This is a genomic window from Roseburia sp. AF25-13LB (assembly GCF_003478915.1).
Classification (GTDB): domain Bacteria; phylum Bacillota; class Clostridia; order Lachnospirales; family Lachnospiraceae; genus Roseburia_C; species Roseburia_C amylophila.
In genome coordinates, this window is the sequence record NZ_QUFO01000004.1 from 95,257 (window position 1) to 109,216 (window position 13,960).

Annotated in this window: 12 protein-coding genes; 1 reads left to right on the forward strand and 11 read right to left on the reverse strand. The window is 41.5% G+C overall.

Annotated elements, in window-relative coordinates:
• Positions 1-218 precede the first annotated feature (218 nt).
• Positions 219-812, forward strand: coding sequence for a hypothetical protein (locus DWY37_RS07465; RefSeq protein ID WP_117841646.1), 594 nt, complete (start codon positions 219-221; stop codon positions 810-812).
• Here the strand turns inward: DWY37_RS07465 and DWY37_RS07470 are convergent.
• From DWY37_RS07470 to DWY37_RS07520, 11 genes are all read right to left on the reverse strand, one after another.
• A complete protein-coding gene (locus tag DWY37_RS07470) occupies positions 809-1,528 on the reverse strand; it encodes a 3'-5' exonuclease (RefSeq protein ID WP_118542138.1) in 720 nt (239 codons plus the stop codon). The two genes, DWY37_RS07465 and DWY37_RS07470, sit on opposite strands and share 4 nt — an antisense overlap.
• Entirely contained in the window at positions 1,525-2,157 is a 633-nt protein-coding gene (gene nth, locus DWY37_RS07475; RefSeq protein ID WP_118057088.1) for an endonuclease III, read from the reverse strand. The genes DWY37_RS07470 and nth overlap by 4 nt, the downstream gene beginning before the upstream one ends.
• Complete coding sequence (locus DWY37_RS07480; protein ID WP_118057087.1) at positions 2,154-3,848, reverse strand: B12-binding domain-containing radical SAM protein; 1,695 nt, start codon at positions 3,846-3,848, stop codon at positions 2,154-2,156. Before DWY37_RS07480 ends, nth begins: the two co-directional genes overlap by 4 nt.
• 20 nt (positions 3,849-3,868) lie before the next feature.
• Positions 3,869-5,356 carry an ASKHA domain-containing protein gene (locus DWY37_RS07485; protein WP_158561826.1) on the reverse strand — a complete coding sequence of 496 codons (1,488 nt, stop codon included), beginning with the start codon at positions 5,354-5,356 and terminating at the stop codon, positions 3,869-3,871.
• Positions 5,357-6,281: 925 nt separating this feature from the next.
• Positions 6,282-6,857 carry a manganese efflux pump gene (locus tag DWY37_RS07490; protein ID WP_022242983.1) on the reverse strand — a complete coding sequence of 192 codons (576 nt, stop codon included), beginning with the start codon at positions 6,855-6,857 and terminating at the stop codon, positions 6,282-6,284.
• Between the two features lie 33 nt (positions 6,858-6,890).
• Positions 6,891-9,101 (reverse strand): hypothetical protein, encoded by a 2,211-nt coding sequence (locus DWY37_RS07495; RefSeq protein ID WP_118057085.1) that lies wholly within the window; start codon positions 9,099-9,101, stop codon positions 6,891-6,893.
• A gap of 21 nt (positions 9,102-9,122) precedes the next feature.
• The gene (locus DWY37_RS07500) at positions 9,123-11,207 is read right to left on the reverse strand and encodes an efflux RND transporter permease subunit (protein ID WP_118057122.1); all 2,085 of its coding nucleotides are present in this window, start codon (positions 11,205-11,207) and stop codon (positions 9,123-9,125) included.
• Positions 11,208-11,362: 155 nt separating this feature from the next.
• Entirely contained in the window at positions 11,363-11,929 is a 567-nt protein-coding gene (locus DWY37_RS07505) for a TetR/AcrR family transcriptional regulator C-terminal domain-containing protein (protein ID WP_118057084.1), read from the reverse strand.
• Between the two features lie 32 nt (positions 11,930-11,961).
• On the reverse strand, positions 11,962-13,014 hold the full coding sequence (locus tag DWY37_RS07510; protein ID WP_118057083.1) for an HD-GYP domain-containing protein: 1,053 nt from the start codon (positions 13,012-13,014) through the stop codon (positions 11,962-11,964).
• A 74-nt stretch (positions 13,015-13,088) separates the two neighbouring features.
• Positions 13,089-13,319 (reverse strand): hypothetical protein, encoded by a 231-nt coding sequence (locus tag DWY37_RS07515; protein ID WP_022242978.1) that lies wholly within the window; start codon positions 13,317-13,319, stop codon positions 13,089-13,091.
• A gap of 31 nt (positions 13,320-13,350) precedes the next feature.
• Entirely contained in the window at positions 13,351-13,947 is a 597-nt protein-coding gene (locus DWY37_RS07520) for an HdeD family acid-resistance protein (protein ID WP_118057082.1), read from the reverse strand.
• Positions 13,948-13,960: the final 13 nt, after the last annotated feature.

Below are 13,960 nucleotides of genomic sequence, written 5' to 3' on the forward strand. Positions count from 1 at the left end.
TTTGACAGAAATACGCGATTTCTGTATATTATGACATGATGAATGCATAAAAAATTCTATGAAAAAATAGTGATGCAAAGGGATAATACCATTGCCGCAACGAGAATAATTGCGATAAATCCCGCGAAATATTTTTTCCCTTTTGAATTTTTAAAATTAATCATTTCATTCACCTCATATTTATTTTTATACTACTATACTTTCGAAAGGAGCAAACTATGTTTCCTATCATACTCATATGCTTTATCATTTTTGTTGTTTTTCTAAACTCCAGAAAGCGTCAGATTACCAAACAGGAACAGGAAATTACCGAGCAGTTCTGGGCCCGTGAAAATAAAGCCAACGCCACCCGCCGCCGCAGTCTTGACAACCTTCCTTATATTACTATTCCGGAAGAACTGCTGACTCCCCCGGCACAGGCATCTGAAGATGTCCTCACCCTTTATGAAACACTTCGTCAGCTGTCTGCCAAAAAAATCGTTAATCTGAATGGCAAAACCAATACCGATTTAAAATTAGCTTACGGTGCTGCCAGCCTTGCAGCTCTGACCGAGTTTGATGAAAATTATAATACTTTAATCTGTACCATTGCAAAACTTGGCAAACTGCTCTGCGACCAGTCTGAAGCAAAAGCCGCCATCGATATTCTGCTCTTTGGCATCCGCTGCGGAAGCGATATTACAGATAATTATACGTTGTTAGTTCCTCTTTTAAAAGAAACAAACGACTGCAGTTCACTGACCGAAGTATATCAGAAGCTTGCCACACTGCCGGAAGGCTCCAGAAAACGTATCAAAGAAAAACTTTCCTAATCTTTCGGGCATCTTCCATACTGTGAAATCAACTTATCCATAAGACGCGATGCTTCGCTTCTGGTCAGTTGTTCCCAGACAATGTCAAGTTCTATTTTATGATAATCCGCCAGTTCCTTCAAGTGAATTTTTTGAATTTTCGTTGCAGGAGTCTGGCGTTTTGTTTTATAAATCAAATCTTTCGGTTCAAATACTTCCGGATTTGTTTCTCCATATGTCTTTTGTAAATACTGATAAAGTTCATGGGTTGCCAGTGCATCATAGATTGCCCGGTGCTCCCGCTCCCGCTCGATATCAAGGTAATCGCAGAGACATTCCAAAGACTTTTTTCCCGGACGTAGCATACATTTGCGTGCTGCTTTCAACGTATCTACTGCTTTTTTTTCAAACGGCACTTTCTCATTGACTGCCTGCTGCTTTAAGAAGCTATAGTCAAATATGATATTGTGTCCCACCAGAATATCATCTCCGATAAATTCTGCTGTCTTATGAAATGCTGCTGCCGGACTTAAGCCTTCCTTTACCATCGCATCGGTAATTCCGGTAAGTTCTGTTATCTCCTGCGTAATTTTCCTGCCGGGATTCACAAAAATGTCCATGGTATCCGTCACTTCGCCATTTCTTATTTTTGCCGCTCCCACCTCAAGGATGGCATCATTTTTCGGATGAAGCCCCGTCATTTCAAGGTCAATTACTGTATAATCCTGTGGTATCATTTCCGCTTATCCTCTGCTTTACACAAATCCTGTAAGAAACATTCGCTGCATTTTGGTCCTCTTGCAAAACAGATATTTCTTCCGAATGTTATAATCTGGATGTTATATAAAATCCAGTGATCCTTCGGTAATACTTTCATCAGATCATATTCTACTTTTACCGGATCATCCTCTTTTGTAAATCCAAGGCGTTTGGAAATACGTTTTACATGGGTATCTACTACGATACTTGGGTCATGGTAAATATTTCCCCGGATGACATTTGCAGTCTTTCGTCCAACTCCTGCAAGGGAAGTAAGTTCTTCCAATGTAGACGGAACTTCTCCATGATATTCCTGAACCAGCGTCCTCGCACAGGATATGATATTCTTCGCCTTATTGTGATAAAATCCGGTGGAACGGATGTCCTCTTCTAATTCCGTCAGATCTGCATTTGCAAATTTTTCCAAGGTGTCATATTTTTTAAACAATGTTTCTGTCACAACATTTACCCTGGCATCCGTACACTGTGCACTTAAGATTACTGCAATTAAAAGCTGCCATGGTGTCTCATGATTCAGATAACAGATGTATTCAGTACCATAGGTTTCATCTAATCTTTTTAATATTTCTGCCGTTCTTTTTGTCACTTTGTCTCTCCCTCCCACTGAATTATCGTAACTTCCGCCTGATTTGTCAGCGGATTTCTGTTTTCATAATCAAATTTCAGATAGTATGGTCCGCATTTTCTGCCAAATGTATCTTCTTCGAAGCTATAGTCAAAGCATTCGATATGCGCAAGGCTTCCCTTCGGGCAATATGCTCTTGTCACATCTTTCCACTGCGCATAATCCTTTGCCCATTTCGGACGGCTCTTGGCATTTTCCCTGCTGTAAATATCATAAGTTGCCGCCTGATAGAACACTTCCATGTCAGCCACCCCAAGGCTTTCTACATATTCTAAGAGAATCTCGCTTCGCCGCATTCTGGTATGGCTCATGGCAAGGTAGCCATGTTCCTCATAGAAATGTCCCAGATTTTCAAACATATGATACGCACTTTCGTGTATCGTCTCTAGCAGCCGGATGCTCACCGGAAACTGTGTGCTGTTATAATATACCTCAAGCATTTCTTCTGCCAGCTTTATGTTACAGATATCTTCGTAGGAAAGCCACTTCGTCCGAAGCACCTCATAAGGTGGTTTTGCCTGGTATACTGCCTTATACTCTTTTGCATGTTCATACATATAAGAGCCTTTTAAAACCTTTAAGAAACCAAGCTGCAGCTGCTCCGGTTTCCATTCATAAATATCATCAAAGGAATGGGTAAATGTTTCATAATCTTCAAAAGGCAGCCCTGCGATTAAATCCAGATGCTGATGAATGTTTCCTGCCTTCTGGACTTTTTTCATCATCCGGTGCACATCTTTTAAATCCATATGACGGTGGATTTCCCGGATTGTTTCATCATGGGTGGACTGAACCCCGATTTCCAACTGTATCAGACCCGGACGCATCTTTGCAATTAAGTCTGCTTCCTCATCTGTCAGCAAATCCGCTGCAATTTCAAAATGAAAATTCGTGATTCCATTATCATGTTCTAAAATATACTGCCAGATTGCCATGGCATGCTTTTTGTCACAATTAAAGGTACGGTCAACAAATTTAACCTGTTTTACCTTCTGGTCTAAGAAAAACTGTAACTCTCTTTTTACGATTTCCACATCCCGGAACCGAAGTATCTTCTCTACCGAGGACAGGCAATAGCTGCAACGGAACGGACAGCCCCTGCTGGATTCATAATAGATAATCCGGTGGGAAAAATCCTCCGACAAATCATAGCAGAAGGGAATCGTATTCATATCAAGAATTTCCTGCGACTCATGAATCTGCACATTTCCAGCTCCATCAAAAAGGGCTATGCCCTTCATCTCCTCCAAACTGCCTTCTCCCTTCACATAATACCTGCAAAGCTCCGAGAAAGTTTTCTCCCCTTCGCCGATTATGACACCGGTAATAAACGGATGCTCTTTTAAGAACGCCTCCACTTCATAGGAAACCTCCGGACCTCCCACCCAGATCGGAACCTTGGGACAAAGTTTATGAAATTCCTCTGCCACTTCTAAAATAATGGAAATATTCCAGATATAGCAGGAAAAGCAGATTACATCCGGCTTTTTCAGATAAATCTCCCTTAAAATATATTCTGTCCGGTTATTAATGGTGTATTCTGCCAGTACTATATTTTCTTTTAATTCTCTGGCATATGCCCGCAGGCTGTAAACCGCAAGATTCGAATGAATATACTTTGCATTTACTGCCGTGAGTAATATTTTCTTCATGATTTCTTCCTCTTTTATTTCTATTCTGGGAAATTCATATTGGCAACATATCGTTCCTCAAAGTCCGCCTGTTCTGCAAGATTGATTGATTCGCATTTTCTTATCATTTCTTCCGTGCGGCTCCTGTTTTCTTCCGAACTTCCATAGGCGATACAGCCCTGCAGAGATGTATTTCCGACTGCTTTTGTACACTTCTCTAATTCCGCCGGAAGCAGTCCAATGCCTGCTGCTATATGCACATCCAGATATACCCCAAAGCCTCCTGACAAATATACTTTTTTTATCTCTCCCATGGAAATGCCTGCCTGCTCTAACAGTAATTCGATTCCGCTGTGAATTGCCGCTTTGGCAAGCTGCACCTCTCTGATATCCTGCTGGGTAAAAGTAATCTGTTTTCCATCCTTCATCCGTGCCAGCGGAAACCCTTCTTCCCTGTATTTTTCCTTCATCTGACCGGATGCATCTATGATATGATTTTCATAAAGTCCTGCCACCAGCTCTAACACGCCGGTTCCACAGATTCCCGTTGCCGGTGTGTTTCCAATCGTTCCAATAATTGCCCGCTCTCCAATGACACGCACCTTGCTGATTGCTCCGGTCACACTGGCAACACCGCATGAAATATTTCCACCTTCTAATGCCGGTCCTGCCGGTGCAGAGGTGGCAATCATCTTATCCTCTAATGCCAGCACCATTTCTCCATTGGTTCCCAAATCCAAAAGCAGGGAAGGTCTTTCTTCTTCATCCATCCCACACGCCAGCATGCCAGCTGCAATATCTGCGCCCACAAATGCTGAAATTCCAGGCAGTAACGTCACCGGTATGTTCGAAAGGCTGTCCTTTCGTTCTGCAAGACTGACCGGAGTAAATGGTGCCTTACCAAGTCCCTCACAGGAATCTCCCATATAAAGATGTTCCATGGTGGTATTTCCTGCAATATAAATATGCTCAATTACAATGTCTTTCTGTTTCTTCTGTATCTCTTCTGACAGGTTTAAAATATCCTGCCGGATTAATGTCTTTAATTTTTCACCCGTTCCCGCTACAGATGCCTTAATTCTGCTTAATACATCCTGTCCAAATATACGCTGGCTGTTGCCGCAGCCTGCTGTAGCAAGCACTGCTCCTGTTTCCTTCTCTACCAGCGCTGCAGCTATGGTGGTAGTCCCGATATCTACTGCAAGGAAAGTTTTTCTCGTTTGTCCTTTTGCCTCCCGTGCTCTGCCTTCTGTTATATTTATTTTTTCTACTCCTGCAATCTGGGTTAATTCTTCTCTTCCCTCTCCCCAGCCAAAGGCGGAAATTATAATATCTTCTTCCGGTTTCGGATAGAGTTTACAGGAATTCACCCATGCACCGTCTATCTCTACTTTACATTTCCCACAGGTGCCGTTTCCACCACATGCCATAGGAACCTTATAATCTTTCCGAAGCAGTGCCTGTGCGATGCTTTCTCCCGGCTGCATAATAATGTCCTGATGTAGTTGTCCAATTCGAAGTTTCAGCATTGTGGTCACTGCCTCCTTTCCTTGTGGTTGCCTATAAGCTGTCTTGTCCAGCATTCCTCGAAAACGCCTTTCCATTGTTTTGATAGCCTCGCTGCATTATCCATCGACTACAAATGCAACATAATGCCTGCAAGGGGCACTAAGAATTTCGACATAGCTATCGTATACTCCGGCAACCGGCGCCAATTCACATCCATGTTCAATTGCGCCTCGCCGGCACTTCCCTGTGCCGGCGTTGCCTGGAAGCAGGCAAAATTCTAAGTGCCCCTAACAGCCCTTATCATGCATTCGAAGTCGATGGACAATGCAGCTACGATATCAAATACCGGAAAGTCTGTTTATTTGCACTACTGTGGCTATTATACCCCCCGGCATTGCTACTTAACAAGGGGGAAAATCTTTTCTGTTCTGCCTTAGCACACCTATCTATAAAATTTATATAAAAATTTTCAAAAAGAATTGACAGATAATGTATTATCTTATAGACTGATGGTAACATATAAGTAAAAAGTAATTGGGCTGGTCAAGCGACCCTGGTCCACCGAGCGGCGGGGAATTTCCCCGCCATTACTATTTCAACATATCTATCATTCAAAGGACAAATCTATGACAAATAAAATTCTAAGCGTTTTTATTGATGAATCCGGAGACTTCGGTCCCTATGATTCACATGCTCCCTATTATCTTGTTTCTATGGTATTACACAACCAATCCATTTCCCTTTCCGAAAATATTACAAATTTTGACAGACATTTAACTAATCTTGGCTATCCCAACCACGCTATTCACACCGGTCCCCTTATTCGTCGGGAATCCATCTATTCTCATGATTTAACTTCGGAACGAAAACGTCTTTAAACTACAAATACCGCCGGCAGCTGCGCTCCCAAACGCAGTTGCCGGCGGTATTTTCACGCCCTTATATTTATAATATAAACCTTATTATTACATCTACTCCGCCAATCAGAAGAAGAATTCCTCCAATCAGATATACCTTTGTCTTCTGTTCATAGCCGAAATGATATCCAACATAAGCACCACCGACTACACAGACAACAGTTAGTATGATTCCAACCAGTATTAATGACAGTAGGCTTGTTCCCAGAAAGCCAAATGCTGCACCGGTCAGGAATGTATAAAATGATGTTACAGCACAAATCCGTACGAATTTATGTACGCCAAGATTCTCTTCCCGGCGTTCATCAATCCGGTCATTCTTCCAGGCTTTAATCAAAAGCCGGATTCCCAGACACAGGAATACTGCCACTGAAATCACTTCACCTAATATAACCTGTGATTCTTTAATATCATATTTACACAGGAGGTCGGCTCCAAGATTTCCAAGATATAAAACAATTACCTGCCATACGGATACCAGTAATGTCACCAGCACAAGCTGTTTGGTACGAATCTTAGCTAACATTGCTCCCTGACATTCTACTGAAGCAAATACATCCATGGAAAGTCCGCATACAATTATTAATGTTTCTATCCAGTTCATCTTCCGTCCTCCTTTCTCTTAAAATTATTATACTTAATCCTCTGCCTTAATGGAAGCAGTTTCCCAAATAAATTTTACATTTCCTTTGACACCATCTGCTGTTCTGGTAAATGTGTTATATTCATTTCCGGCATCCAGCACTGCATCTACTTTATCCAAGAGCTCTTTCAAATCTCCGTTGTAAGCATCCGCAAGTTTCTCAATTGCCTGCTCATCAAACTGTGCCATTCCATCTGCCAGTGTCTCAGAGCCATCCTCTAACTGGTCTACACCATTTATCAGAAGGTCTGTTGCACTCTTCAAAGAAGTCATTCCTGCATTCAGTTTGTCATTATTTGCAACTAAGGTATTTGCTCCGTCTGCCAGCTGTTTTGCACCATTGGTCAAATCTGTAATTCCCTGTGAAAGTGCGCCATTTACAGAGCTGTCTAATGTATTAACACCTGCTACAATTCCATCGTCACCATTCAGGCCTGCATCTAAGGATGCTGCTCCAGTCTTTAAGGTTGCAAGCTGTGTATCATCAAACTGTGCAAGTCCTGCCTGTACCTGAGCCAGTGCCTGTGCACCACCTGTAGTTCCAAGCTTGGTTGCAACTGCTGAAATATTCTGTAACTGGGCTGCATAAGCTGTGCTTAAGCTATTGAAATCAACCGCACTGCCTGCCTGGGTAGTTACTGCTAAAAGTGTTGCATTGGTTGTATCATCCAGCATATAAATATTAGCATCTGCATTAACCGCCTGTAATCCGCCACCGGTTGCTGCTACTACCTGTGAATAGGCACCGTTTAATGTACTTCCCGGGGTCTGTAACTGCTGTAATACTGCAAGATAATTTACTGCTGCACTGGTATAATCAGTCAATGCGGAAGTAAATGCTGCCTGTGCATCTGCTGAAGATGCATAAGCATCCATTCCTGCAAGACTGCCATTTACAGTAGATTTCAAGGTTCCGATTCCATCTACCAGCTGGGCAACTCCACCATTAATCTGTGTTGCACCGGCTCCTGCCTGCTGCACACCAGTCTTTAATGCAGATACACCACTTGTCAGTGCCGGAGCACTTTCTGCAAGCTTTGCAATGCCGGAGTTTAAGGTATTTGCACCATCTGCTACTGCAGATGCACCAGAAGTATAATCTTTCACACCAGACTGTGCTGTTCCAACACCAGCTTTAAATTCTCCAAGACTGCTCTGTAATGTTTTCAGTCCGTCGGATAACTCGCTGCTGCCATCTACCAACTGGTCAGATGCATCAGTCATCTCATCTATTGTATCGGATAATACAGATAAGTCAATATCTCCATTTACATTCATTTCAGAAAGAAGGTTGCTGGATGCCATGGATACTGTCATGTCCAGTGAGAAATCTTCTACATCTGCAGTTACTTCTACATAATCCGGGAACTGGACATCATCACCAAGGTCAGCATCATCAATACCAAGGCTTTCTTTTAAACCTGGCATTGTGATTCCTACCACAATATTGTTTTTTCCATCAGAAATTACTTTTCCATTGGTAACTTCTACATTCGTGAAGTTATCATTTAATACCATTCCGGTTACAACAGAGAACGGAACATAGACATCTGTGGATTTGCCATCGATAGTCTTTGTTGTCTTCTCATTATTGGTAAATTCAAAACGCATGGTAACTTTTCCGCTCTTTCCGGCTAAATCCTTTGGAGCAATTTCTTTTCCATCCAGATAGTAAGTAATTTTCTGGGTAATCGGAGCTTCTTTATCCGTAGTACCCTGATAGAAGATATCATTTCCCTGTGCATCCCAGGTTACTTTATCTCCATCCTGTTTGAAGGTCTCATCGCCTTTTACATTCTTGATATCCTTTAAATCAGATGCGTCCTCCAAAGTATCTGCATTCTCTTTATTCTTTAACCAGTCACTTACGATGGTTTTATTTACGGTACCATCTGCATCTGCAATCATATATACTGTTTCATCTTTTCCGGTTTCTTCTGTTTCCTTATCGGAATTCAGAAGATTTCCCAGCTGGTCTTTTAATTCCGATTTGGTTTCTTCTGCGTCTGCATTTTCTGCATCTGTATCCTCCGTAGAAGCTTCTTTCTCAGTAGTCTCCTCTGATACGCTTTCGGTAGATGGCTTTGCTGCATTTACCTGCCATACGCCATAACTGGTTCCAAGCATTGCCACCATCAGCACACCTGCGATTACACGAATCGCATATTTATTTTTGAATTTATTCTTTAATTCTGAAAATTTCATTGTTATGTCCTCCTTCTTAATCTATACCGTTTTGTTCTTGTTGCGGAAACCAGCACTGGTTACGCAGATTACTTTATCAAATATCATAAACAATGAAGGTAGTACAAAGATTACAACCAACATACTAATCAGTGCACCTCTTGCCATCAATGTACATAAGGAACTAATCATATCGATATCAGAATAAAGTCCTACACCAAAGGTTGCTGCGAAGAAACTTAATGCGGATACGATAATGGACTGGATGGAGCTCTGCAAGGCACTTGTAATTGCTTCCTTCTTCTCGGCTCCCTTATATCTTGCTTTTTTATATTTATTGGTCATCAGGATTGCATAGTCAACCGTTGCACCCAGCTGAATGGTTCCGATTACGATGGATGCGATAAACGGAAGCTGTGTACCGGTGTATGCCGGAATACCCATGTTGATAAAGATTGCAAAGTAAATTGCAGCTACCAGGATAATCGGCAGTGATATAGATTTAAATACAACTGCGATGATTACGAAAATTGCTCCGATAGATACTGCACTTACGACTTTGAAGTCATGGTCTGTCGTGGTAATCAGATCCTGCGTACATGGTGCTTCACCAATTAACATGCCATTTTCATCATAGTTCTTAATAATGCCGCTGATGGCATCACACTGTGCATTTACTTCATCTGATGCTACTTTATACTCGGAAGTAATCAGCAGCAGTTCATAATTTTCATTTTCCAGCTCGCCACGGATAGAATCCGGGATGACATCTCTTGGAATTGCCGGTCCGACGATTGCATCCAGACCAAGTGTTGCCTTTACACCATCCACATCATCGATTTCATCAATCATCTTCGATATGGTCTTTGGCTCTAAGCTGCTGTCTACTAAAACAATGTGGGTAGCACCCATATCAAAATTTTCTTCCAGCTTGTTATTTGCTGCAATACTTTCCAGTGAATCCGGCAATGTACCAGCCAGATCATAATATACGTTCGTATTGTTATAACCCCAGATTGCAGGCCCTAAGATTACCAGGAATAAAATAATGAATATGTAATGATGGCTGGTAATCCAGTTTGCAATATTTCCAAGGTCCGGTAAGATAACACGATGCTTCGTTTTCTCAATTGCCTTGTCAAACACCAGAATCAGGGATGGAAGAATGGTTACGCAGGCGATTACACCGAAGATAACACCCTTAGCCATTACCACACCAAGGTCAAGTCCCAAGGTAAAGCTCATGAAGCATAATGCAATAAATCCGGCTACTGTAGTAATGGAACTTCCGACTACAGAAGTAATGGTATTTGAAATTGCATGTGCCATGGCACGATTCTTATCTCCCGGAAACCGTTCCTGATTCTCCTGATAACTGTGCCACAGAAAAATGGAGTAGTCCATGGTAACACCAAGCTGTAAGACTGCCGCCAACGCCTGCGTTACATAGGAAATTTCCCCTTTTATTACGTTACTTCCCAGATTATATACGATTGCCATTCCGATACTTAATAAGAAGAACAACGGAATGATTGCGGAATCCATTGTCAGGGAAAGTACCAGAACAGATAACAATACTGCAATCAATACATAAAACGGAACCTCTTTGTTGGTCAGATCCTTAATGTCTGTTACAACTGCTGACATACCACTTAAGTAACACTGTTTTGTTGTGATTCCACGAATCTCTTCAATGGCATCCATTGTCTCATCTGCTGACATGGAAGTATCAAACAAAACCGCCATCAGCGTGCTGTCCGATTCATCATTGTTGAATATGTCATAAATTTCATCCGGCAATACGTCCATTGGTACGGATAAGTCTGCCAGTGAATCATACCATATAACAGATTTAACATGGTCTACATCTGCAATCTGTTCCCGAAGGGTGGAGATATCTTTATCTTCCATACCTTCAATGACACATAGGGAAAATGCTCCTGTACCGAACTCATCTACCAGAATATCCTGTCCTTTCATGGACTCTAATTCATCTGGCAGATAGGAAAGGATATCATAGTTAACCCTTGTGTTAAAGTAACCAAATGCTGCTGGAATCAGTAAAGCAAAACTGATAATAAGTATCAGGACTCTGTGCTTTACGACGCCCTTTCCAAATTTAATCATCTCTTTACCATCTCTTTCTTTTTCATGTTTTTCTAGGTAAGAGTATAAAAAAAAAGACTGCATCCGAACATATGCAATCTTTTTTGGCTGTATCAATCCAATATACAAATTGTTGAATCTGTAACAGTTGCTATACATATCTGCCAATTTGTATATTAATTATCGCCTGTAATATCTGCGATAGAATTGCGAATCATATAATTATAAATATCCGACATCTCTTTTGCCGGCATAGACATTCCACTTTTTATCCAGGTAATTACCAGAAAACATAAGGACTGGGCATGATACCGGGCAATCCGCTCTTTTGTAAGCCATGGCGATGGAATCTTCTTATCCAGATTCTTCTCTTCCAATACTTCTATCAATGTTCCCGTAATACATTCCTTTACAATATCTTCAAAAGAATTCTGTCCCTCTAGGCGGCTTGCTTTGGTATAGAAATCTTTTTCTTTTTCAATACCAGCAAATATAATAATTAACGCCTGATCAATCATTCCATTCTGAATCAACGGCTTTACCGGCTCTAATAATTCAGTCCGGATAATCCACTCTAACAGTTCATACTTATCCTGAAAATGATTATAAAAGGTCGGACGGATAACTCCCGCTTTATCAGTTATCTCCTTGATTGTAATCTTTTCTATAGGTTGCTTGATTGTCAGCTCTTTTAGGCTCTCCGCAAGCAGTGTATCGATTGCGTTCCTTCCCTGATTCGTCATAACTTCCTCTCATCTTCCTATCAAACAGCCGTCTAAACGACCAGTCGCACTATGGTGATACTTCTTGCTTCCTTATCATTCTTAAGGTCTATGATTTCTCCTGTATCACAGACTTTTACAATGGGGCGAAGCACAAATCCCTGATAATTATGCTTTACTACTGCCATTCTGCCATCAGAAAGTTCCACTTCACAGCCTGCCGGATAGACAGCCACCCAGCGTAAAAATACTTCCACCAGCTTCGGATCAAACTCCGAACCGTTCATTGCCATTATATATTCAATGACATCTGCCGGCGGCATCGGATCACGGTATGGCCGTTTTGAAATCATGGCATCATACACATCTGCCAGCTTGATAATTCTTCCATAAATACTGATTTCATCACCGGATTTGCGCATCGGATAACCTTCGCCATTATAGCATTCATGATGTTCTAATACACCAAGATATACTTCCGGTGCGAAATCAAAATTATCCCTCAGGAACTCATATCCTAACTTCGGATGCTGTAATACGATTCTTCTTTCATCCTCGGTCAGTGCACGACGTGCATTTAATATATCTATCTCTAAGAATTTCTTTCCGATATCGTGAAGTAATGCAGCCGTAGTAAGAATGCGGAGCTCATACTCATTCATTCCATAATGTGCTCCGATTACTGCGGATAAAATTCCCACATTTACAGAATGAAAATAAGTATAATCATCATAATTCTTAAGACTCATCATGTTATACATTACTTCTTCATTTTCCAGAAGACTGTCCACCACCTGCATGACAGCTTCCCGGATCTGCCATTCCTGTTCACTGACATCTTCCTCTTCCATGCGGTCAACAAACAGATGATGTACTATTTCCAGGCTCTTTGAGTGAATAGACGGCTTAATTACTTCGGCAATCTCTATTTCTTCGGAAAACTTATCATCAATATAAAGACCCGGATAACCCATCTTATCCAGATTCTCTATCTGTTCCTGATTCAAAATCTGATGTCTGCCTAAAAGCATGACTCCCTGACCGTCTAATATGTCCTGAGCCAGTGCCATTCCGGCTTCCACCCTTTTTATTGGTAGATAACGCATCTAAATTGCTCCTCTTTGTCTTTTGTTACCCCACACGCCTATTCTATAACATTTTATCTGCGATTACAACTTTTTTACTCATCAAATTCTACCGTCACAAAAAAGCCCTTCGGTGTTTCCTTTACATCCACTACCGTCCCTTCGGTAGACTTCAGGCGTTCCCGGAAGGTATAATTTGCTGACATTGCAAATGCATTTCCAAGTGTATAGTAATAAGAAGTCGGCAGCTTACTCTCTGTCACCGGTAACACATCTCCTACTTCCAGTAACCCGGTTCTCTCCATTTTAAACTCCATCTGCCGCATTGATAATACGCCTCCTGATTATGCTTCTAAATTATTCATTTTCTTCTGAATCTTCTTCTACTGCTTCTACATCAATGGCTTCTGCCGCCTGTTTTGCCGCTTTGACAGCACCTGCCACACGATATACTACAAACAAATCACTCAGTCCGTCATAAATCAGTGCAATTCCTACGATTACCATAGCAATCTGTACCATCTCGATGGCTTTCCAGATTAATAATATTCCGAATGCAAAATTAAGAATTGTAATCAAAAGCAGGATTCCCCATGCTGTGTCACCATTCTGCTTTGCTTCGATGGTCATCCGTAAGTCTTCCAGACCATGCATCAGCAATACGACTCCGATTACTACCGGGAATATCTTTGCAAAGTTCAATGGCTGTACCAGAATCCATACCCCCAAAATAACCAGTGCAATTCCGGTTGCCAGTCCCAGCCTGCTTTCCAGTTTATTTCTCATATAAGAAATAATATGTCCGATTCCCATCACGCATAAAATAGCTGCCAAAATATAGCAAAGTACCTTTGTTACCTGCGTAGGCCATATCATAAGAATAACTCCCAGTGCCACACAAAGAATAGCGGATAATATAACATCTGCTTTGATTCTCTTTAATGTTTCCTTCATAATAAATACGCTC